This is a genomic window from Mesorhizobium humile (assembly GCF_033977215.1).
In the GTDB taxonomy this organism is placed as follows: Bacteria; Pseudomonadota; Alphaproteobacteria; order Rhizobiales; family Rhizobiaceae; genus Mesorhizobium; species Mesorhizobium humile.
The window spans coordinates 86915-105577 of the sequence record NZ_JAVIIV010000004.1; the positions used below are offsets into that span (position 1 = coordinate 86915).

Here is an 18663-nt window from a genome sequence, read left to right on the forward strand (position 1 = left end):
TCGAATTCCTTCGGTTCGGTTGGTTGCGATGATACGACGAACGAGGCACGGCGGAATCGACAGGCGGTGCGCAAATTATTTGCGGCGCCGGTGGTCGGTCGAAGACGCACGGTGGCGCGCAGGTCGGCGCCGGCCTCTTCTGCTTGCGCTCACTCAGGCTGGCTTGCCGCCCGATGGGTCAGGTAGCCCGGCTACCTGACAGATAAACCTCGATCAGCTCGACGAGCTGCTTCTGCAATTCCGGCGCGTCGAGCATGTTGCGGCGCGCCGCGTTGTGGATCACGCCCTCGATCGCCGAGGAGAGCACGCGCGCCATCGTCTCGGTATCCTTGCGGCGCTTGCGATACCGCGCGACGGCCGCCGCATAATGTTCGAGATAGCGCGTCTGGAACGAGGCATGAGCGGCGCGTGAGCCACGGTCGCCGGGCGCCTCGTCGAGCAGCACCTGGTGCAGCGTCGGATGGATCGAGTGCGCGCCGATCATGCCGCGCACCAGCTCGCGCGCGAATTGCCTCAGCGGCTTCTCGTCGGCCGCCGCTTCGCGAATCACCGACAGCACATGATCGAAGTGACGGCGCCGTATTGCTTCGACCAGAGCGAGCTTGTCGGGAAAATATTGATAGAGCGAGCCGATGCTGACGCCTGCGGCCTCCGCTACCTTGTTCGTGGAAAAGCCCGCCCAGCCGAGCTCGCTCAGAACGTGAGCACCGGCTTCGATGATCGCCTCGACGGTGGCGATCGAACGCGCCTGGCGCGGCTGCTTGCGCATGCGTGCGGCCGGCTTTGCAATGCGAGTAGACATGCTGGCCCGTCTCCCGAGAATATAAACAGGATACTCACATTCATTTCACCAACGCAAATGGGGCCGCGAAGATGAGTGCCAAGACCTTGCTGAAGGGCATGCTTGCCTATCAGGCCCGGGCGAATGATGAGCTCGCGGAGAAGCTTGCCGGATTGGACCCGTCGAGCAATGCCGGGGAACGCCACGCTGCGATCCGTCTTATGAATCACATCCATGTCGTGTCGCAGATCTTTGCCGCGCACTTGAAGGGCGTTGCCCATGGCTATGCGAGCGACAACACGCCGGACACGCCCGAACCGGGCGCGTTGCGCACCGCCTTGGCCGAGGTCGATGGCTGGTATCTCGACTATCTCGGAACGATTGCGGAGCAAGAGCTTGCCGAACCGGTCGCCTTCACCTTCACCGATGGCGACCAGGGCTGCATGACGAGGCAGGAGATGCTGACCCATGTCGTCCTGCACGGCGGCTACCATCGCGGCGAGATCGGCCGCATGCTGGCCGGGATCGCGGTTTCGCCGCCCTGGGATACCTACGCCGTCCATCTGCATCGCGTCGAGCCGGCGCGACGCCTGCAGCGCGGTCGCCGACCGGCGGACGTTTAATCACGGCATCTGAATATGAGCTTAAAGCTCACTTTGCGCACCGCAAGCTTTCGCCCGTTCGCCTGCCCGGTTCATCTGTAGATGTTTTTGCTGGACAAGATGAAGCGAACGCTCGGCCGGTCATTCTTTATTGTGAGCATTGCGCTCACATTCCGATATAAGGTTATGCTGTGAGCCCATGGATGATCGGGCGATAGAAGCAGCACGAAAATCTGTGCGGCGGGCCGTCACTTCGAAAGTGATAGATTCGCTCACAATTTTTCAGCGGGATGCGTTTCCCGTAACCAAAATTCAATAACTGAAAATCATTGTGTTGCTTCGCTGGCTAGACAGTCGCGAGTCAGATATGCATAGACACGCCGGGTCACTCACGACCATAGGCAAAACGCAAGGGGCATCGCATGGCAAAGACGACAACCAAGGCGCCGGCGGCGAAAGCGCCGGCAAAGAAGCCGGCAGCTAAGGCTGCCGCGAAACCTGCAGCAGTGAAGAAGGCAGCGGCACCGAAGGCAGCCGCCAAGGCTCCGGCCAAGGCAGCAGCGAAGCCGGCGGCCAAGGCGGCAGCGAAGCCGGCCGCCAAGGCTGCGGCTAAGCCGGCCGCGAAGGCCGCGGCGAAGCCTGCCGTCAAAGCAGCGGCAAAGCCGGCGGCTAAGCCTGCCGCCAAGAAGCCGGCAGCCAAGGCCGCGGCCAAGCCCGCCGCCAAGGCTCCGATGAAGGCAGCCGCCGCCAAGGCGCCGGCCGCTGTGAAGAAGGCCGCTCCGGCGAAGAAGCCGGCCGCCAAGAAGTAATCGCGTAGCTTCGCTTGGCTGGCGCAACAGGTGAGGGCGGGTGCCACCCGAGCACCCCTCTCGCCAATTCGGTGTCAGAGCGAGCGAAGTCGGAGCGCACGCTCCTCCTAAAGCTCTCGGAAATTTTGCCGCCAGGCAAAAACTTCCGGGAGCTTTTTCTTTTCAGGTGCCCGCGCCTGCAAGACGCATCGGCCAATCCGGATTGGCCGGCTGGCCGTTGCCCTTCGGACCCTGATCGGTCAACAGTGCCGTAAACAACTGGGAACCCGATCATGCCGAAACTGCTCTACGCTTCCACGTCCCCCTACAGTTCGAAGGTCCGCATGGCGGCGCTGTATGCCGGCATCGCCGTCGACCTCGTGCCGGTCAAGACGGAGGACAAGCCCGCCGAACTGATCTCGGCCAATCCGCTCGGCAAGATCCCGGTGCTGGTGCTGGAGGACGGCCGCGCGATCCATGACAGCCGCGCCATCACCCAGCATCTCAACCGGCTGTCGAAGAACGCGCTCTTCCCGCGCAATCCCGACAAGCGGCTCGAGGCGGAGGTTCTCGAGGCGCTGGCCGACGGCATCTGCGACTGCGCGCTGTCGATGGTCTATGAGCGCCGCACGCGGCCCGAGGCTTTTGTCTACCAGCCCTGGCTCGACCGCCAGTGGACCAAGATCGCCACCGCGCTCGACCTCATCAACGCCAACCCGCCGAAATTGCCGAAGAAGATCACCGCCGGCCACATGGCGCTGCGCGCCACTCTGGGCTATCTCGCGTTGCGCTTTTCCGGCCAGTGGGAGAAGGGCCGCAGCCGGCTCGTGCGCTGGGCTGCACGCTTCGACGAGAAGTTTCCGGAATTGAAAGGCAGCGTGCCGGGGTGAAGCATCTCCCTTCTCCCACAAGGAGAAGGGGAGGACGCACCACCTTGAACCCCGTCCGCTTCCATGCTTGCCTGACATCATCGAAGTCGGAGTGGTGAGCATGGCAAAGCCCTCAGCCAGCGTCGCGCCGGACCCGATGGTCGCACGCCTGCGCGCTGCCCTCGGCCGGCGCGCCTTCACCGAGCAGAAGATGTTCGGCGGCACCTGTTTCATGATCGATGGCAACATGCTGATCGGCACCTCGAAGCGTGGGCTTCTGGTGCGCGTCGGCAAGGGCGCGCATGCGGCCGCCGCGGCACATCCTCATGCAAGCCCGATGGAGATGGGCGGGCGCTCGATGGAAGGCTACATCCGCGTCGCGCCGGAAGGGACGGCAACCGACGCCGATCTTGCCGGTTGGCTCGAGCGCGCGCTGGCTTTCGTCGAGACGCTGCCGGCGAAGGCGAAGGTGAAACCGCCGAAGCGCTCGAAATGAGGACCGACTGAGGAGTTCGCAGCCCTTCTGTTTTTCGCGGACACAAAAAAGCCGGGCGCAAGGCCCGGCTTTTCCGTGTCGTGGCTTGGACGACTTAGAACTTCATACCGACGCCGAACGTGACGCGGTTGTCCGAAGACTTGACCTTGCCGACGTTGTCGAAGTTCTTGCTGCCGTAATCGGTGTAGCGGTACTCGACGCGGCCGAACACGTTGTCCGTGATCTTGATGTCGGTGCCGGCGCCGGCCGTCCAGCCGAACATACCCTTGCTCTCGCTGGAGATGCCGTCATCGATCTTCTGGTTCTTGGCTGCGAGACCGCCGGTGCCATAGAGCAGGATTTCCGGGGTCACGGCATAACCGAGGCGGGCGCGCAGCGAGCCTTCAATGCCCGACTTGGCGCTGTAGAGAGCGGTCGAACCCTTGGTGCCGTTGTAGCCGAGATCGGCTTCAGCACCGTACACGAAGTTCTCCTGCTGCCACTGATAGCCGCCGAACACGCCGCCGACGAAGCCCTTGGTCTTTGCATCGTCGCCCAACGCCTTGGCATGGCCGCCGAAGCCATAGCCGGCGCTCAGACCGACATAGGGGCCGGCCCAGGAAGCAACCGGAAGCTCGGCGACCGGGGCGGGAGCCGGCGGCTCTTCGGAAACGACGTCGGCCGCGAAGGCGGTACCAGCGAAGGCGAACAGCCCGAGCGCAGCGGCAAGCGGCGCGAATTTAAGATTGGTCTTCATGTTATACTCCTTAAGCCACAAGACACTTAGGCTTGTTTGTTCATGAAACGCCCCGGCCCGTCCGGGGGGATAAACGGGCTTGGCGTTCAACGGTTCCAAATGTCGTGCTGAAATGCGGCTGAAGCGAACCTGAACTTGGGTCATTCCCCGGCGCGAATGAGGCCGAAAGTTGACGTTGCATCTTCGCAACAGCGAATGTCAGCAGGCTAAATATGTTGCGCTGCACACCGCTTGGTTCAAGGGGTCCGGCGACATATATTGCCAAGAACGATGCCCCGAATCCGGCGGGGCGGACGCGCGTCCGGGCCGCTTCGCCACATTCCTGCCCCAGGTGGAAATGGCATTTAACGCTTGGCCCGTCATATTGTGCCGGCTTCCCGGAATCGTGAAGCCGATTGAGGATTGACAAGATGAGACAAGCCACGGCCGTCGCGCTGGTGACGGGTGGAGCAAGACGGATCGGCAAGGCGATCGTCGAGGATCTGGCCGACAATGGCTTCGCCGTCGCCATCCATGCCAACCGCTCCGGTAACGAGGCTGAGGCGCTGGCGGCGAAGATCGTGGGCGAGGGCGGCCGCGCCGCCGTGGTCGCCGCCGACCTTACCGACATGGATGCCGTCAGCGATCTTGTCGGCAGATCAGAGGCCGCGCTCGGACCTGTCACGCTGTTGGTCAACAACGCTTCCCTGTTCGTCGACGATCGTGTCGAGGATTTCGACTGGCAGGCCTGGGACCGCCATTTCGCCATCCATGTGAAGGCGCCGGCGCTTCTGGCGCAGAATTTTGCCCGCGCCCTGCCGGAAGGGCAGGAAGGGCTGATCGTCAACATCATCGACCAGCGCGTCTGGCGGCCGACGCCGCGCTATTTCTCGTATGCGCTGTCCAAATCGGCACTGTGGACGCAGACCGAGATGCTGGCGCAGGCGCTCGGGCCGCGCATCCGCGTCAACGCCATAGGCCCAGGCCCGACATTGAAGAACAAGCGTCAGGACGACGATGATTTCGAAAGCCAAGTCGAGGGCCTGATCCTGAAGCGCGGCCCGCAATTGTCCGAATTCGGCGCCACCATCCGCTATCTCTGGCAGGCGCGCTCGGTGACCGGCCAGATGATCGCGCTCGACGGCGGCCAGCATCTTGCGTGGCAGACGCCCGATGTGACAGGCATGGTGGAATGAGTCCCGCAGCTCAAAGACATGGACGCAACGGCCCCGCCGACGATCTGCCGCCCGATCTCGACCCCGATATCGAGGACGAGGCGGCGGAGGAGATCGTCGAGCCCGAAGCTTTGCCGACCGGCCCCGATGTCGCCTTCACCGCGATAGACTGGACGCCGCATGCCGGCGATGCCGACGGCATGGTCGGCGCCGAGGTGATTCAGACCTTCGTCAAGCGGCTGCCCAACCAGCCCGGCGTCTACCGCATGATGAATGCCGCCGGCGACGTGCTCTATGTCGGCAAGGCGCGCAGCCTGAAGAAGCGCGTCACCAATTACGCTCAAGGGAGGTTCCACACCGCCCGGATCGGCCGCATGGTGCGCGAGACGGCGACGATGGAATTCGTCGTCACCCGCACGGAGATCGAGGCGCTGCTGCTCGAGGCCAACCTCATCAAGCGGCTCAGGCCCCGTTTCAACGTGCTGATGCGGGATGACAAGTCCTTCCCCTACATCCTTTTGACCGGCGACCATGTCTCGCCCGGCATCTACAAGCATCGCGGCGCGCGATCGCGCAAGGGCGACTATTTCGGCCCCTTCGCCTCCGCCGGCGCGGTCGGCCGCACCATCAATTCGCTGCAGCGCGCCTTCCTACTTCGAAGCTGCACCAACTCCTTCTACGAGAACCGTACGAGGCCCTGCCTGCTCTACCAGATCAAGCGCTGCGCCGGTCCCTGCACCGGCGAGATCTCGCATGAGGGCTATGCCGAACTGGTCGCGGAAGCCAAGGATTTCCTCTCAGGCCGCAGCCAGAAGGTGAAGACCGAAATCTCGGCCGCCATGCAGCAGGCCTCGGAAGAGCTCGATTTCGAGCGCGCCGCCATCTACCGCGACCGGCTTGCGGCGCTGTCGCATGTGCAGGCGCATCAAGGCATCAACCCACAGACGGTCGAGGAGGCCGACGTCTTCGCCATCCACCAGGAAGGCGGTCAGACCTGCATCCAGGTGTTCTTCTTCCGCACCGGCCAGAACTGGGGCAACCGCGCCTATTTTCCCAAGGCCGATCCGGCGCTGGAGCCGGCGGAGGTGTTGGGTTCGTTCCTGGCGCAATTCTATGACGACAAGCTGCCGGCGCGCACGCTGCTGCTCTCTCACACGGCGCAGGAACAGGAACTGCTCGCCGAGGCGCTCTCGACCCATGCCGGCCGCAAGATAACGATCTCGGTACCGCAGCGCGGCGAGAAGAAGGATCTGACCGATCACGCCCTGCAGAACGCGCGCGAGGCGCTCGGCCGCAGGTTGGCCGAGACCTCGACCCAGGCACGGCTGCTCTCGGGCTTCGCCGAGACCTTCGGCTTGCAAAAGCCGCCGGTGCGCATCGAGGTCTACGACAACTCGCACATCATGGGCACAAACGCGGTCGGCGCGATGGTCGTCGCCGGGCCGGAAGGTTTCGTGAAGAACCAGTACCGGAAATTCAACATCCGCTCGACGGAGATCACGCCGGGTGACGATTTCGGCATGATGCGCGAAGTGATGCAGCGGCGCTTTTCGCGACTGCTCAAGGAGCATGGCGACGTCCAGCCCGGCTCTGCCGTCGAGGATGAAGCCGGCGAGGAGGATCTGATCGCCGGCAATGGCGGCTTCCCGGCCTGGCCCGACGTCATCCTGATCGACGGCGGCCAGGGCCAGATGACGGCAGTGCGCCAGATCCTGGCCGACCTCGGCGTCGAGGACCGGGTGGTGGCCATCGGTATCGCCAAGGGGCCGGACCGCGACGCCGGCCGCGAGCGCTTCTTCGTCAAGGGCAGGGACTCTTTCATGCTGCCGGTGCGTGATCCGGTGCTCTATTTCGTCCAGCGCCTGCGCGACGAGGTGCACCGCTTCGCCATCGGCTCGCACCGGGCGCGGCGCAAGAAGGAGATGGTCAAAAGCCCGCTCGACGAGATCGCCGGCATCGGCCCCGGCCGCAAGCGCGCGCTGCTTCACGCCTTCGGCACCGCCAAGGCGGTCAGCCGCGCCGCGGTCGAGGACCTCGTCAAGGTCGACGGCATTTCAGAGCATGTGGCGAAGCTGGTCTACAATCACTTCCACGAGAGCTGAGGGCTGGTCGCGAGCACGCAAGGTTGACTTGTTTTGACCACGAGCCGCAGAGGCCCGGGCCGATACAAATGCTATTTTTGCCTGGTCAATCGAATCTCGACTGTTGACCCCCTACATTGGCTTCTGATTTGAGTACGTCTGGCGGAGGAGATTTCCCGAGACGACATGGCACAGCGCGCGTTCAACCTGCCGAACATCCTTACCTATGCCCGCATCGTCGCGGTGCCGCTGGTCGTGCTGTGCTTTTTTCTTGAAGGCCATCTGAAGTCGTCCGACTTCGCCCGCTGGTCGGCGCTGGTCATTTTCCTGCTCGCCTCGATCACCGATTACTTCGACGGCTATTTTGCCCGCGCCTGGCAGCAGACCTCCAACATCGGCAAGATGCTGGATCCGATCGCCGACAAATTGCTGGTCGCGACCTGCCTGCTCCTGCTTGCCGCCGACACCGACCGCCATGGCGGCATCGCCGGCTGGTCGCTGTGGGCGGCAATCATCATCCTGTGCCGCGAGATCCTGGTTTCGGGCCTGCGCGAATATCTGGCCGCCTTGAAAGTCTCGGTGCCGGTGACCCAGCTCGCCAAGTGGAAGACCACGATCCAGATGGTCGCCATCGCCTTCCTGCTGGTCGGCCCGGCCGGCGACAAGATCTTTCCGCTGACCACCCAGATCGGCCTGGTGCTCTTGTGGGTCGCGGCGCTCGTTACGCTCTACACCGGCTACGACTATTTCCGCGCCGGCCTCAAGCACATCATGGACGAGTGAAGACAATGTCCACGAAGCTCATCTATTTCGCCTGGGTGCGCGAGCGCATCGGCAAGCCGGAAGAGGACGTCGAATTGCCTTCCGGCATCGAGACGGTCGCCGATCTGCTGCGCTGGCTCAAGTCGCGCGGCGAGGAGTACGAGAACGCGCTGCAATACCCCGACGTCATCCGCGTCGCCATCAACCAGGAACATGTCGGCCACCGCGAGAAGATTGCGGGCGCGCGCGAGATCGCCCTGTTTCCGCCAATGACCGGAGGCTGAGATGGCTGGCGCCGTCGTGCCCGCCATCCGCATCCAGCGCGAGGATTTCGACGTCGCCGCCGAGATCGCCGGCCTGACGAAGGGCCGCGCCGATATCGGCGCCGTGGTCACGTTTTCCGGCCTTTGCCGCGACGAACAGGGCGCGCTGTCGGCGCTCGAGCTCGAGCACTATCCCGGCATGGCGGAGGCCGAGATCGGCCGCATCGCCGCCGAGGCTGTCTCGCGCTGGCCGCTGCAGGGGCTCACCGTCATCCATCGCCATGGCAAGATAGCGTCGGGCGAAAACATTGTGCTGGTGGTCGCGGCCTCGTCGCATCGGCAGGCGGCCTTCGAGGCGGCGAATTTCCTGATGGATTATCTGAAGTCGCGCGCGCCCTTCTGGAAGAAGGAGCACCTTGCCGACGGCTCCCAGGGCGGCTGGGTCGACGCCAAGGAAGCCGACGATCACGCGGCGGATCGCTGGAAGAAACAAGGCGAATAATGCATGTCGCCCAGAAGTGTGCAGCGGTTCTGGGGCAACGACATGCATCAGAAAAAACTCCCGTTCGGCCATCGAACGACCGCAATCCTTTCCAAGCTTGCCGCTCGGTTTGATTTGCTTGGCGGAGCAATCTCATGCTGGACAGGATCGCGGAGTTCTTCATCTTCGGGCTGGCGCCATTGGTCGTCGGCGTGCTTGCCGTGCCCGAAGTGACCAAGGCCGGCGAAAAGACGATCGCGGGCGAGGTCACCTATCGCGAGCGCATCGCCCTGCCGCCCAACGCCGTGCTGATGGTCGAACTCGCCGATGTTTCGCTGGCGGATGCGCCGGCAACCGTGATCGCCAAGCGCAGGATAGCGCCCGCCGGCCAGGTGCCGATCAAATTCGAGATCGGCTTCGACCCCAAGGCGATCCAGAAGGGCCGGACCTATGCGCTGCAGGCGCGCATCACGGTTGATGATCGGTTGCTTTTCGCCAACGATGTCCGCCACCATGTCGATCCCTTGAACGGCAAGTCGCAGACCGTCGTGCTGAAGATGGCGGCGAGCTGAGCTTCACCAAGCGAACTCGGGCATCTGCGAAGATCAAGCCTGCGGCGGCGGTGCCGGCGTCAGGCCGTGGCGAAGCATGATCTCCATCATCTTCGCGCGGTCAGGCGGGCCGGCCATGGCAGCGTTCAACAGCGCGAAGGTTTCGCGGAAATACTCCGGTCCGATCGCCGCCGGCGTCACCACACAGAGCACCTTGGCGGCCTTTTCGCCGTTGTTGTCGAAACGATGGACCGCTCCGCGCGGGATGCACAGCGCTTGTCCTGGGCCGACATCGTGCCGGTGGCCGTCGACTGTCCAGGTAAGGGTTCCCTCTACACCGTAGATGGTTTCCTCGTAGCGGTCGTGACTGTGAGCCGGGGCGAGCAGGCGCTTCGAGCCCGGCACCGTCACCTCGAATGCCGCTATGCTTCCATTGGACTGCTGGCCCGTGAGCAGGAAGCGCACGATCACTCCGTCATGGCTGAACGTCTCGTCCGCTGGATTGATGTGGACCTGGCTGGCTTCGTCTAGCATTGCATCCTCCCATGTGGTAAACGTAATTTACCAAATGAGTAAACTCAATTTACTAGAGTGTCAATGCCGCCGCTTGATGAAAGTCCGCTGAAGAAGCCTCCCTTGATCGGCGCGTTGCTACGCGTGCCGGCGATGGCCATTCACCGCAGGCTGATCCGCGAGCTTAGGGCGTCCGGGTTCGATGATCTGACTCCGCCGCATATGGCGGTGATCCAGTATCCCGGACCGGATGGTATGCGGCCGAGCGCGCTTGCCGAGCGTGCGGCAATGAGCAAACAAGCCATGAACCAGTTGCTGAAGACGCTGGAAGGAATGGGCTACATCACCCGCGGAGCGGCACCTGGAGACGCCGGCGGAACCGTCGTCAGCTTCACGGACCGGGGCAGGGCCGCCTACCAGAAGATGGCCGACATCCTGCTCGACATCGAACGCGAATGGGCCGAGGTGCTTGGACCGAAGCGCTTCCGTGAACTGAAGGCGCTGCTCGGCGACCTCTGGGACACGCCGCTGGTTCGCTGACCTGATTGACCCTGCAGAAGCGAGCCCTTAGGTTGCCGTAAAAATGGGGATGGGGTTCCCCCGAAACCGCCCTTATGGGCTGATGACTCCTGCCAGGCGTGCCCTTGCGCGGCAGGATTTGTTTTTCCCGCCCGTATCATGCCTGATTTCGTGAAGTGATTCCGTCTGGAATCGCGTTTGGAAAGGCATTGAAGCGATGACCCTTGCGGCTTGCGCCCTGGTCCTGATCGGCGGGTTCCTCGGCGGCATTTCCCGCTTCTTCCTCTCGGGCGTGGTCGGCCGCGGTATCGGCGAGACCTTTCCCTGGGGCACGCTGGCGGTCAATGTTTCCGGTGCCCTTGCCATCGGCGCCTTCGCCGGCGCGGCGCGTGCGGTGGGCGGCGTCTTCGCCAGCGATCTTGTGCGCGACCTGATCGTCGTCGGCCTGTTCGGCGGCTACACCACCGTGTCGTCCTTCTGCCTGCAGACGCTCAACCTCGCGCTTGACGGCGAGGGCCGGCTCGCCGCCTTCAACGTCGTCGCTTCGTCGGTGCTTTGCGTGCTGTTCGTCGCCCTCGGCTTCTGGGCGATCGTCTGGGTTTCTGGGCTGGCCACCGGCATGGCGGGCTGAACGATGACGGACAGGCGAATGGCGATGCGGCTTTATCTGGCGGTCGGCTGCGGCGCGGCGATCGGCTCGCTGTCCCGCTTCCTGTCGGGCTATGTCATCGTCTCGCTGCTCGGCCTGAACGCGCTTTGGTCGACCGCTTTCGTCAATGTCGTCGGCTCGTGGATCATCATGGCCTTCGCCACGTTGACCGGGCCGGACGGGCGCATGATGGTCGGCCCGGCCGCGCGCATCTTCGTCATGGCCGGCTTCTGCGGCGGCCTCACCACGTTTTCGGCGATGAGTCTCGATACCTTCATCCTGCTGTTCGAGGGCGACTGGCCGCTGGCCGCGACCTATCTCATCAGTGTGGTCGGGCTTTCGCTCGCCGCCGCGTGGCTGGGCTATCTCATGGCGTCCAGGCTCAACCGCTTGCCGGTCGCCAAGTGATCAGAGCATGATCCCGAAAACTGGGAACCGGTTTTCGGAGAAGATCATGCTCCAACAGAGAGTTAGGATCAGGATGGCGATTCAACGAAACGTCATCCTGATCTAGGAGGAAAACATGGAACTTCCCGCGCAATGCGCGCTGCTCAGGATCTTTTTCGGCGAGGACGACAGGTCGGCCGACGGCAAGCCGCTGCATGAGGCGATCGTCATCAAGGCGCGTGAGACCGGCATGGCTGGCGCCACCGTGCTGAGAGGCCCGCTCGGCTTCGGCCGCTCCAGCGTGCTCCACACCGCCAAGATCCTGCGCCTGTCGCAGGATCTGCCGATCGTCGTCGAGATCGTCGACGCGCCCGAGAAGATCGACGCGCTGATCCCCGAGATCAAGGCGCTGACGAAGGCAAAGAGCTGCCTGATCACCAGGGAGAAGGTCGAGATCATCCGCTACGGCGACGGAGACTGACCCTGCCGGTGCTGGTCAGCCGGCGCGAAGACGGCGGCCGATCGTCGCTTCGTCGAAGGTACCCGCGGAAAACAGTCTCATGGCCTCTATCGCCAGGTCCGATGCCGCAGGGCTTCCCGCGGTGATGCCGCGCCCCTTGCAGACCTGGTCATAGACACGCTTCAACAGGACGAGATCGTCCGGATAGGCAACGCCGCTTTCAGATACATGAGGTTTGGTCGTCCACCCGAAAGCAAAGAGGCGACCCGGCCGGGCCGGGTCGCCTCTTATCTTGAAACCGGAATTATCTTCCGCTCAGCCGACGATCTCGGTGTCCGAGAACCAGTACTTGATCTCCTGCGCGGCGGTCTCCGGCGCGTCCGAGCCGTGCACGGAGTTCTCGCCGATCGACAGCGCATGCACCTTGCGGATGGTGCCCTCGGCGGCATTGGCCGGGTTGGTTGCGCCCATCACTTCGCGGTTCTTGGCGATGGCGTTCTCGCCTTCCAGCACCTGCACGATTGTGGGGGCTGACGACATGAATTCCACCAGCTCGCCGAAGAACGGGCGATCCTTGTGGACGGCGTAGAAACCTTCGGCCTCGCGGCGGCTCATCCACACGCGGCGCGATGCGACGACGCGCAGGCCGGCATCTTCCAGCATCTTGGTGATGGCGCCGGTGAGGTTGCGTCTGGTCGCGTCTGGCTTGATCATGGAGAAGGTGCGTTCGATCGCCATAGGGTCGTCCTTGTTCTGGGAATGGAAATTGGAGTGGCGGGCTCTATACAAGTCGCCCGGCGGCTTGCCAAGGGGAGGCGGCTTCTGGTCAAGGCGAGCGCTTTGCGGGATAATTAGGCGGCTGCCAACGCTCGTCGCATGGAAGTCCGGGGCGTTGCGGCAGCGGAGCCTAAGGCGATGAACTGGCCCTATCTCACACGCGGCGATATGGCTGGCCTTCTTTTCGTGGCCGTATTTTTAGCCGCTGTCGTCCTTGCCCTGCTTTTCTTCCCACACCGCGCAGAGCAGAATTTCGGCTTCGGCCCGGAATGGCAATGCGTGCGCATGGAGCAGGGCGATCCGATCTGCGTGAGACTGTCCGATAGCAATGCGCCGGACGGCGACGCGCGTGATAAGGGCGCGTCAAAGTAGACTCTAAAGCTCGATCTCGATGGTCACTGTCGGCGCGTCGCCGGCCCCGAGGCCTTCGCGCTGGCGCACCGAGGTCTTGACCGGCAACAGCAGGCTGCCGGACGCCTTGTCAGGGAAGAGCGATGTTTGCCACCTGGTTTTGCCAGTGCTCGCCGTGACACCGAGCGAGCCCCAAGGGCGCGCCAATCCCACCATCGCAGCCTTGATCCGCGTCGCGACGTCCGTCGGCACCGTCATGAAATGCCAGCCGCCCTTACCGGGATAGACCCAGATCTCGGCCTGCATCTCGTAGCGCAACATGGCAGCTCGGTGCTCGGGTGTTTAAGCCGCGGCCGCGACCTGCCGGCCGATCCCGCCATGCAGGTCGAGGCAGCGCTCGAACCAGCGGGCGACGCCGTCGTCGTCGTCGAGCAACTGGAAAGGCGATGCGATGCGCCCCCATTGCAGCGCCCCGAACACGATGTAGTCGGCAAACAGCGGCGTCTCGCCGCCGAGGAAGGGTTGATAGGTGAGCGTGGAGCGCAGCGGCTCCAGCGCGGCGCGAAACCCCGAGAGCCCGGCATCCCGGTTGGCCACGACGTCTTCCAGCCGCTTGCCGTAACGCTGCTCGCGGCTTTCGCGGAAATAGGCGGCGTTGGGCTCGTCTTGCATGTCATGCAGGTCGGTCAGCGCCACCGTCGCGACGTAAGGATGGATGGTGAGCTGCGACCATCGCTCGATGAAGCGCGCCATCGCCTTGCCGCCCTCGCCGGAAAACAGCGTCGGCCGATCCGGATAGGCCTCGTCGAGGTAAAGCGCGATGGCGAAGGAATCGGCCACCACACGCTCGTCGTCGCGGATCACCGGCACCGTCTTGGACGCGCCACCCTCGACTTTCGGCACCTCGAGGAAGCGCGTCGGCACCTTGGTGGCGGCGAGCCCCTTATGCGCCAGCGCCATCTTCGTCTTCCAGCAATGCGGACTGAACGGGCGTTGGCTGTCATGGCCGACGAGATCATAGAACAGAATGGTCATTGCGGTTCCTGCGGGTTACGAAGAGCGGGGATTCGTTGCGAGCCGGATGTAAGAATGAAACAGCATTTCATGATGTTTGCGGCCTACAATCAATGGGCCAACGGTCGCATCTACGATGCCGCTGCCGACCTCGGCGACGAGGAATTCAACCGCGACACCGGCGCCTTCTTCGGCTCGATGATGGGAACGCTCAACCATATCCTGACCGCCGATCGCATCTGGATGAAGCGTTTCACTGGTGAGGGGCACGCACCATCGTCCCTTGACGCCATTCTCTACAAGGCGTTGCCACCTTTGCACAGCGCGCGCGAGGCCGAGGACAAGCGGATCATCGACTGGGTCGGTGGCATGAGTGAGAAGGCGCTCGCCGGCCGCTTCTCCTACATGACGCTCTCCGACATGCGCACCGTCTCGCAGCGCCTTTCCCCGGCGCTCAGCCATTTCTTCAACCACCAGACCCACCATCGCGGCCAAGCGCACATGGTGCTGACCGTGCTTGGCCGGCCCTCGGTGTCGCTTGACCTGGCGCTGTTCCAGCGCTCCGAGGAAGGTCGCGCCTACGCGTGAAGGTACCCAGGCAGAAGGGGTGTCTTCAACCGGGCGCTGTGCCTAGCGAAAGTCGAACAGTCCCGCGATCGCCCCTCTGTTCGGCTGTAGTTTCAATTGAGGTTTTACACTGGTCTAGCATTCCTCTCAAATTTTAAATATTTAAATAAAGTAGCGTATATTTTTAAATCTCCGGTATATATTTCAAAAACTACAACTTATTCTTGCAAATTCGGGCGCGAAACCGGAGTGCCATCTTGCGCGTAGGTATTTATGCGCCAAGCACATGCGAAACATTAGTTTTGGCACGATGCAGCGCAGCAAATAATGAAGTCAAAGAGGAGAGTGTCATGTCTAGTATTTCTAAAAATATCGCTAGGGCTCTGTCCTGTGGATCGATTATCGTTATTTTGGCAGTTCCAGCGAATGCTGCAAGTCTCGGGCTCGGCGGCCTCGGCGGCGCGTCCGTCGGAGGTAACGGCGCCAGCGCCAATGTGGGCGGCGCAAGCGGTGCCAATGCGGACGCTTCGTTTGGTGGAAGCAGCACCAGTGCAACGGCTTCCGTCGGCGGCACCGGCGGCACCGGCGGCGCCAACGCCGCCGTTTCGCTTGGCGGTGGCCAGTCAGCGGACGCGGCCGTGTCCCTCGGCGGCGCCAGTGGCACCGGAGCCACCGCGTCGATCGGCACCAACGGCGCCAATGTCGGCATCGGCACGCTTGGAGCTTCTGCCGGTGTGGGGGTCGGTATCGGCACGCCAGGCATAGCGGGAGTTCCGGGTACCCCCGGCACACCAGCCACCATTGGTCAACAACGTGCCATCGCACAGATGTCGAGCGCTCAGCTTACGCGCATGAAGAAGCGCTGTGCCGATGTGCTGTCCAGCGAAGGGACTTACGACTCCGATCTGAGGGCGCTTTGCCTGATGATCGCGCGTCGCTGAATGCATGATCCCAGCCGAGGTTTCGGCAGGATCATGCGCCAGGTCAGAGTGCCATGCTGTTCCTGACGCCGCGAGGCAGTGCAGGTAACGGCTCAGCCGGGAGTGTCCAACAAGGCCGTGAGGCTCTACGGCACTCTCCTACCGTGTCGCCGGTCGCGGCTGACGACACGCTGACGAGAACCTCCGGCCAGTCGGAAAGCCCGCCACATCCGTGGTGGGCTTTCTGGTTTTGTGTTGGCGGCGTTGCCCGATCGGCGTGGCCGCCCGGCCTAGAGCAAGTCCAGGAAAAGTGTGAGCGGTTAGGCTCGGCGACTTCGGTGTCGCTTCCGTCGGAATTGCGTTAAAACAAGGAGATAGAGCGGTTCGCCGTTTCCGTGAAACGGTGAAATGCTCTGGCGCCGCTGGCTGAGAATTAACCAAGTTCGCAGGGCGGCGCGTGTATTAGCAGTTCGTTTGCCTTCCTCGCGGCATGATGGCCCGACGTAACGGGAGCAACGGCATGCGCATCGATTTGTCCCCGACAAGTTGGGGCAGGGTCGTGGTGGTCACCGCCGCCGGCACCGCCTTTTTCATTGCCGCCGCCTTCTTCGTCGATTCCTTCAATTTCCCCTCGCTGTCGCCGCAGGCGCTGCTGTGGGCGCAACTCACGGACCTGTTCCTGCCGCTCATCCTTGGCGGCTCCTTCCTGTTCTTCCTGATGTGGAAGATGCGCCAGCTTGCCATCACGCAGAAGGAACTCAGCATCATTGCCGCGACCGACAGCCTGACGGCGGTCTTCAACCGCGGCGCCTTCTCGATGCTGGTCGAGGCCTATCTCGATCGGGCGCGCGGCCAGACGGTCGCCGATGCCGGCGCGCTGCTGATCGTCGATGCCGATCACTTCAAGTCGATCAATGACCGCCTCGGTCACGATTGCGGCGACCAGGCGCTCAGGTTGATCGCCGCGACGATCAAGGGGCAACTGCACGGCGCCGACATTGTCGGACGCATCGGCGGCGAGGAATTCGCGGTCTTCCTGCCCGGCGCCGACGCCGCGCGCTCCTTTCTGGTCGCCGAATCCATCAGGCGCCGCATCCGCGAGGCCGAGTTTGCACCCGGCGGGCGGCCCTGGCCGCTTTCCGTGAGCATCGGCGGCACCGCCTTCAGCGGCCCGACCACCTACCATGACATGTTCCAGGTCGCCGACCGCCATCTCTACAGGGCCAAGTCGAATGGCCGCGACCAGGTGAGCTTCGAGAGCCCGCGCGGCGGACCGGCGGGCGACGCCGCTGGCACGGTCCACTAAAGCGCTTCGCGCTGAAACGGATTCAGGCGACGCGCTTTAGGTCATTTGTTTGATGCATGTCGTTGCCGCAAAACCGAGGTCACTTTGCGCGACATGCATTAATCAATTCCAGGAAAGGTGTGATCCGCTTAGGCTCGGCGACTTCGCCGTAGCCGTCCTTGCGGCCTTGGAAGCCAGGGTCAACGGTGGCTGCGGTTGAGCAGCGGCCTGTGCTGGCGGATCAACTGGCGCTCGACATCGAGATAGGGCCTGATCAGGCCCGCCGCGGTCGGGGTCGGTTCCGGCCGATGCACCACCGCGGTCAGCATGCCGTGTTCGGTGAGCACGTTCAGCCACTTCAGCGCTTCCCATTTGGGCGTCGCGCCACCACGACCGGCCAGGCTGCGGTTGATATAGCCGGGATAGGAAAGCAGGCGCTTGCCCGCCGAGGCACCGCAGGTGCCGATCCTGACCGGCTTGCCCCCTGTGGTGATCCAGGCATAGACGGCCTCGCCGAGTTCGCACAGCTTGGGGTCGGTTATCGCCACGCGGATCGACGATCTGTCCCGGCTGAGCCGCATTTCGGCTGCCGGCTTGAAACGCTCGCGATCGAGAAACATCCAGCCTCCTTGCCGCGCGTCCGCACTGACATGGGGAACGCGAACGGTCCGTGCGGTGTTTCACGCAGCGGTCGAAAAGTTTCACGGGATGTCGCGGCGCCGCGCATGCCTGCCGTCAACGGTCCGTTCATCCTTTGACGGCTAGTGTCGGTGGCTGACCTCAGCCGATCCGCGAGCGACCGTGTTCGATCTTATCGACTTCAAGGCGGTGCTCGTCATCGCCCTCATCTTCATCCCGCTCGAGCAGCTCCTGCCGCTGCATGCCGAGCAATCGGCGACGCGCCGGCATTGGCTGAACGACGTTGTCTACCTGCTCTTCAACGGCATCGTCATCAAGCTCGGCATGTTGCTGGTGGTCGGCGCGGAGATGCTCCTGGCGGAGCGTTTCGTTCCCGAAGCGCTCACCGCCGCCATCCAGTCGCAGCCTTTATGGCTGCAGGCGATCGAGGCTCTGCTCATCGCCGATATCGGCTTCTACCTTGCCCATCGCGCTTTCCATGCGGTGCCGTTCCTGTGGCGCTTTCACGCCATTCACCACTCGATCGAGGAGATGGACTGGCTGGCCGCGCACCGCGTGCACCCGGTGGACCAGATACTGACCAAGTCGGCTTCGTTCCTGCCCCTGTTCACGCTGGGTTTTTCCGGCGAAGCGGTTCTCATCTACGTGCTGATCTATCACTGGCAGTCGGTGTTCATCCATTCCAACACACGCATCAAGTTCGGGCCGCTGAAATGGCTGATTGCCTCGCCGCAGTTCCATCACTGGCACCATGCCAACGAACGCCAGGCCCATGACAAGAATTTCGCTGGACAGTTGCCCGTTCTCGACCTGATCGGGGGCACCTTGTTCATGCCGCAACGAATGCCGGAAAAATACGGTGTCGACGAGCCGGTGCCGCAACTCTACCACCAGCAGCTCGTCTATCCCTTCGTCGCCACGGCCGAACCGGCCGCGCCGATCGTCGAGGCCGCGCCCGCCGCCGCCAAGCCGGACTGACGGCACGGAAAAGCCCGCCAGGGCGGGCCTTTCCGGGAGG

27 protein-coding genes and 1 riboswitch are annotated in these 18663 nt (G+C 63.2%); of the genes, 19 read left to right on the forward strand and 8 right to left on the reverse strand.

Annotated elements, in window-relative coordinates; translation table 11 throughout:
* Positions 1-178: 178 nt before the first annotated feature.
* Positions 179-769, reverse strand: coding sequence for a TetR/AcrR family transcriptional regulator (locus RFM52_RS08015; protein WP_320296399.1), 591 nt, complete (start codon positions 767-769; stop codon positions 179-181).
* Positions 770-873: 104 nt separating this feature from the next.
* Between RFM52_RS08015 and RFM52_RS08020 the strand changes: the two genes are divergently transcribed.
* The 4 genes from RFM52_RS08020 (at position 874) to RFM52_RS08035 (ending at position 3536) form a co-directional block, all read left to right on the forward strand.
* On the forward strand, positions 874-1404 hold the full coding sequence (locus RFM52_RS08020) for a DinB family protein (protein ID WP_320296307.1): 531 nt from the start codon (positions 874-876) through the stop codon (positions 1402-1404).
* A gap of 401 nt (positions 1405-1805) precedes the next feature.
* Positions 1806-2192, forward strand: a complete 387-nt coding sequence (locus RFM52_RS08025) for a hypothetical protein (protein ID WP_320296306.1) — start codon at positions 1806-1808, stop codon at positions 2190-2192.
* Positions 2193-2464: 272 nt separating this feature from the next.
* Positions 2465-3061 (forward strand): glutathione S-transferase, encoded by a 597-nt coding sequence (locus RFM52_RS08030; RefSeq protein ID WP_320296305.1) that lies wholly within the window; start codon positions 2465-2467, stop codon positions 3059-3061.
* 100 nt (positions 3062-3161) lie between these two features.
* Entirely contained in the window at positions 3162-3536 is a 375-nt protein-coding gene (locus RFM52_RS08035) for a TfoX/Sxy family protein (RefSeq protein WP_320296304.1), read from the forward strand.
* 94 nt (positions 3537-3630) lie between these two features.
* Here RFM52_RS08035 and RFM52_RS08040 read toward each other — a convergent pair whose 3' ends face one another.
* Positions 3631-4272, reverse strand: a complete 642-nt coding sequence (locus RFM52_RS08040) for an outer membrane protein (RefSeq protein ID WP_320296303.1) — start codon at positions 4270-4272, stop codon at positions 3631-3633.
* Between the two features lie 410 nt (positions 4273-4682).
* Here RFM52_RS08040 and RFM52_RS08045 point away from each other — a divergent pair, with 410 nt between their 5' ends.
* From RFM52_RS08045 to RFM52_RS08070, 6 genes are all read left to right on the forward strand, one after another.
* Positions 4683-5447: an SDR family oxidoreductase gene (locus RFM52_RS08045; RefSeq protein ID WP_320296302.1), complete on the forward strand. Its 765-nt coding sequence runs from the start codon at positions 4683-4685 to the stop codon at positions 5445-5447.
* Entirely contained in the window at positions 5444-7528 is a 2085-nt protein-coding gene (gene uvrC / locus RFM52_RS08050; protein ID WP_320296301.1) for an excinuclease ABC subunit UvrC, read from the forward strand. The genes RFM52_RS08045 and uvrC overlap by 4 nt, the downstream gene beginning before the upstream one ends.
* 165 nt (positions 7529-7693) lie before the next feature.
* The gene (pgsA, locus tag RFM52_RS08055) at positions 7694-8290 is read left to right on the forward strand and encodes a CDP-diacylglycerol--glycerol-3-phosphate 3-phosphatidyltransferase (RefSeq protein ID WP_040984724.1); all 597 of its coding nucleotides are present in this window, start codon (positions 7694-7696) and stop codon (positions 8288-8290) included.
* Between the two features lie 5 nt (positions 8291-8295).
* The gene (gene moaD, locus RFM52_RS08060) at positions 8296-8553 is read left to right on the forward strand and encodes a molybdopterin converting factor subunit 1 (RefSeq protein WP_041001878.1); all 258 of its coding nucleotides are present in this window, start codon (positions 8296-8298) and stop codon (positions 8551-8553) included.
* 1 nt (position 8554) lies between these two features.
* The gene (locus RFM52_RS08065) at positions 8555-9034 is read left to right on the forward strand and encodes a molybdenum cofactor biosynthesis protein MoaE (RefSeq protein ID WP_320296300.1); all 480 of its coding nucleotides are present in this window, start codon (positions 8555-8557) and stop codon (positions 9032-9034) included.
* A 134-nt stretch (positions 9035-9168) separates the two neighbouring features.
* Positions 9169-9585: a YbaY family lipoprotein gene (locus RFM52_RS08070; RefSeq protein ID WP_320296299.1), complete on the forward strand. Its 417-nt coding sequence runs from the start codon at positions 9169-9171 to the stop codon at positions 9583-9585.
* Positions 9586-9618: 33 nt separating this feature from the next.
* Here RFM52_RS08070 and RFM52_RS08075 read toward each other — a convergent pair whose 3' ends face one another.
* Entirely contained in the window at positions 9619-10098 is a 480-nt protein-coding gene (locus RFM52_RS08075; RefSeq protein ID WP_320296298.1) for a cupin domain-containing protein, read from the reverse strand.
* 102 nt (positions 10099-10200) lie between these two features.
* Here RFM52_RS08075 and RFM52_RS08080 point away from each other — a divergent pair, with 102 nt between their 5' ends.
* The 4 genes from RFM52_RS08080 (at position 10201) to RFM52_RS08095 (ending at position 12113) form a co-directional block, all read left to right on the forward strand.
* Positions 10201-10617 carry a MarR family winged helix-turn-helix transcriptional regulator gene (locus tag RFM52_RS08080; protein ID WP_320296297.1) on the forward strand — a complete coding sequence of 139 codons (417 nt, stop codon included), beginning with the start codon at positions 10201-10203 and terminating at the stop codon, positions 10615-10617.
* 36 nt (positions 10618-10653) lie between these two features.
* Positions 10654-10716, forward strand: a riboswitch (Fluoride riboswitch).
* Between the two features lie 97 nt (positions 10717-10813).
* On the forward strand, positions 10814-11227 hold the full coding sequence (gene crcB, locus RFM52_RS08085) for a fluoride efflux transporter CrcB (RefSeq protein WP_320296296.1): 414 nt from the start codon (positions 10814-10816) through the stop codon (positions 11225-11227).
* An 18-nt stretch (positions 11228-11245) separates the two neighbouring features.
* Positions 11246-11653 (forward strand): fluoride efflux transporter CrcB, encoded by a 408-nt coding sequence (crcB, locus tag RFM52_RS08090; protein ID WP_430700519.1) that lies wholly within the window; start codon positions 11246-11248, stop codon positions 11651-11653.
* 115 nt (positions 11654-11768) lie between these two features.
* Positions 11769-12113, forward strand: coding sequence for a DUF190 domain-containing protein (locus RFM52_RS08095; protein ID WP_320296294.1), 345 nt, complete (start codon positions 11769-11771; stop codon positions 12111-12113).
* 15 nt (positions 12114-12128) lie between these two features.
* Here RFM52_RS08095 and RFM52_RS08100 read toward each other — a convergent pair whose 3' ends face one another.
* On the reverse strand, positions 12129-12278 hold the full coding sequence (locus tag RFM52_RS08100; RefSeq protein WP_320296293.1) for a hypothetical protein: 150 nt from the start codon (positions 12276-12278) through the stop codon (positions 12129-12131).
* 129 nt (positions 12279-12407) lie between these two features.
* Positions 12408-12830 (reverse strand): nucleoside-diphosphate kinase, encoded by a 423-nt coding sequence (gene ndk / locus RFM52_RS08105; protein ID WP_041010781.1) that lies wholly within the window; start codon positions 12828-12830, stop codon positions 12408-12410.
* A gap of 177 nt (positions 12831-13007) precedes the next feature.
* Between ndk and RFM52_RS08110 the strand changes: the two genes are divergently transcribed.
* Entirely contained in the window at positions 13008-13241 is a 234-nt protein-coding gene (locus RFM52_RS08110; protein WP_320296292.1) for a hypothetical protein, read from the forward strand.
* A gap of 3 nt (positions 13242-13244) precedes the next feature.
* Here the strand turns inward: RFM52_RS08110 and RFM52_RS08115 are convergent, their stop codons facing one another.
* Together RFM52_RS08115 and RFM52_RS08120 are read right to left on the reverse strand one after the other, a co-directional pair.
* The gene (locus RFM52_RS08115) at positions 13245-13541 is read right to left on the reverse strand and encodes a DUF1905 domain-containing protein (RefSeq protein WP_320296291.1); all 297 of its coding nucleotides are present in this window, start codon (positions 13539-13541) and stop codon (positions 13245-13247) included.
* A 21-nt stretch (positions 13542-13562) separates the two neighbouring features.
* Complete coding sequence (locus RFM52_RS08120) at positions 13563-14255, reverse strand: glutathione S-transferase family protein (protein WP_320296290.1); 693 nt, start codon at positions 14253-14255, stop codon at positions 13563-13565.
* Positions 14256-14309: 54 nt separating this feature from the next.
* On the opposite strand from RFM52_RS08120, the gene RFM52_RS08125 reads away from it, so the two are divergent.
* The 3 genes from RFM52_RS08125 to RFM52_RS08135 all read left to right on the forward strand — a co-directional run bounded on the left by RFM52_RS08125 (position 14310) and on the right by RFM52_RS08135 (position 17027).
* Positions 14310-14822, forward strand: coding sequence for a DinB family protein (locus RFM52_RS08125; protein ID WP_320296289.1), 513 nt, complete (start codon positions 14310-14312; stop codon positions 14820-14822).
* A 329-nt stretch (positions 14823-15151) separates the two neighbouring features.
* The gene (locus tag RFM52_RS08130; protein WP_320296288.1) at positions 15152-15742 is read left to right on the forward strand and encodes a hypothetical protein; all 591 of its coding nucleotides are present in this window, start codon (positions 15152-15154) and stop codon (positions 15740-15742) included.
* A 499-nt stretch (positions 15743-16241) separates the two neighbouring features.
* Positions 16242-17027 (forward strand): GGDEF domain-containing protein, encoded by a 786-nt coding sequence (locus tag RFM52_RS08135; RefSeq protein WP_320296287.1) that lies wholly within the window; start codon positions 16242-16244, stop codon positions 17025-17027.
* A gap of 179 nt (positions 17028-17206) precedes the next feature.
* Here the strand turns inward: RFM52_RS08135 and RFM52_RS08140 are convergent, their stop codons facing one another.
* Complete coding sequence (locus tag RFM52_RS08140) at positions 17207-17626, reverse strand: hypothetical protein (protein WP_320296286.1); 420 nt, start codon at positions 17624-17626, stop codon at positions 17207-17209.
* Positions 17627-17807: 181 nt separating this feature from the next.
* Here RFM52_RS08140 and RFM52_RS08145 point away from each other — a divergent pair, with 181 nt between their 5' ends.
* Positions 17808-18623 carry a sterol desaturase family protein gene (locus RFM52_RS08145; RefSeq protein ID WP_320296285.1) on the forward strand — a complete coding sequence of 272 codons (816 nt, stop codon included), beginning with the start codon at positions 17808-17810 and terminating at the stop codon, positions 18621-18623.
* The last annotated feature ends 40 nt before the right edge of the window (positions 18624-18663 follow it).

Excerpts from the sequence above, each read along its gene's own strand:
- ndk (WP_041010781.1), bottom strand. The coding sequence starts at position 12,830 with ATGGCGATCGAACGCACCTTCTCCATGATCAAGCCAGACGCGACCAGA.
- RFM52_RS08095 (WP_320296294.1), top strand. The coding sequence starts at position 11,769 with ATGGAACTTCCCGCGCAATGCGCGCTGCTCAGGATCTTTTTCGGCGAG.
- moaD (WP_041001878.1), top strand. The coding sequence starts at position 8,296 with ATGTCCACGAAGCTCATCTATTTCGCCTGGGTGCGCGAGCGCATCGGC.
- RFM52_RS08020 (WP_320296307.1), top strand. The coding sequence starts at position 874 with ATGAGTGCCAAGACCTTGCTGAAGGGCATGCTTGCCTATCAGGCCCGG.
- RFM52_RS08125 (WP_320296289.1), top strand. The coding sequence starts at position 14,310 with ATGAAACAGCATTTCATGATGTTTGCGGCCTACAATCAATGGGCCAAC.
- RFM52_RS08035 (WP_320296304.1), top strand. The coding sequence starts at position 3,162 with ATGGCAAAGCCCTCAGCCAGCGTCGCGCCGGACCCGATGGTCGCACGC.
- crcB (WP_430700519.1), top strand. The coding sequence starts at position 11,246 with ATGGCGATGCGGCTTTATCTGGCGGTCGGCTGCGGCGCGGCGATCGGC.
- RFM52_RS08065 (WP_320296300.1), top strand. The coding sequence starts at position 8,555 with ATGGCTGGCGCCGTCGTGCCCGCCATCCGCATCCAGCGCGAGGATTTC.
- pgsA (WP_040984724.1), top strand. The coding sequence starts at position 7,694 with ATGGCACAGCGCGCGTTCAACCTGCCGAACATCCTTACCTATGCCCGC.
- RFM52_RS08040 (WP_320296303.1), bottom strand. The coding sequence starts at position 4,272 with ATGAAGACCAATCTTAAATTCGCGCCGCTTGCCGCTGCGCTCGGGCTG.
- RFM52_RS08030 (WP_320296305.1), top strand. The coding sequence starts at position 2,465 with ATGCCGAAACTGCTCTACGCTTCCACGTCCCCCTACAGTTCGAAGGTC.
- RFM52_RS08075 (WP_320296298.1), bottom strand. The coding sequence starts at position 10,098 with ATGCTAGACGAAGCCAGCCAGGTCCACATCAATCCAGCGGACGAGACG.
- RFM52_RS08015 (WP_320296399.1), bottom strand. The coding sequence starts at position 769 with ATGCGCAAGCAGCCGCGCCAGGCGCGTTCGATCGCCACCGTCGAGGCG.
- RFM52_RS08130 (WP_320296288.1), top strand. The coding sequence starts at position 15,152 with ATGTCTAGTATTTCTAAAAATATCGCTAGGGCTCTGTCCTGTGGATCG.
- RFM52_RS08070 (WP_320296299.1), top strand. The coding sequence starts at position 9,169 with ATGCTGGACAGGATCGCGGAGTTCTTCATCTTCGGGCTGGCGCCATTG.
- RFM52_RS08115 (WP_320296291.1), bottom strand. The coding sequence starts at position 13,541 with ATGTTGCGCTACGAGATGCAGGCCGAGATCTGGGTCTATCCCGGTAAG.
- RFM52_RS08135 (WP_320296287.1), top strand. The coding sequence starts at position 16,242 with ATGCGCATCGATTTGTCCCCGACAAGTTGGGGCAGGGTCGTGGTGGTC.
- RFM52_RS08045 (WP_320296302.1), top strand. The coding sequence starts at position 4,683 with ATGAGACAAGCCACGGCCGTCGCGCTGGTGACGGGTGGAGCAAGACGG.
- crcB (WP_320296296.1), top strand. The coding sequence starts at position 10,814 with ATGACCCTTGCGGCTTGCGCCCTGGTCCTGATCGGCGGGTTCCTCGGC.
- RFM52_RS08110 (WP_320296292.1), top strand. The coding sequence starts at position 13,008 with ATGAACTGGCCCTATCTCACACGCGGCGATATGGCTGGCCTTCTTTTC.
- uvrC (WP_320296301.1), top strand. The coding sequence starts at position 5,444 with ATGAGTCCCGCAGCTCAAAGACATGGACGCAACGGCCCCGCCGACGAT.
- RFM52_RS08025 (WP_320296306.1), top strand. The coding sequence starts at position 1,806 with ATGGCAAAGACGACAACCAAGGCGCCGGCGGCGAAAGCGCCGGCAAAG.
- RFM52_RS08140 (WP_320296286.1), bottom strand. The coding sequence starts at position 17,626 with ATGTTTCTCGATCGCGAGCGTTTCAAGCCGGCAGCCGAAATGCGGCTC.
- RFM52_RS08120 (WP_320296290.1), bottom strand. The coding sequence starts at position 14,255 with ATGACCATTCTGTTCTATGATCTCGTCGGCCATGACAGCCAACGCCCG.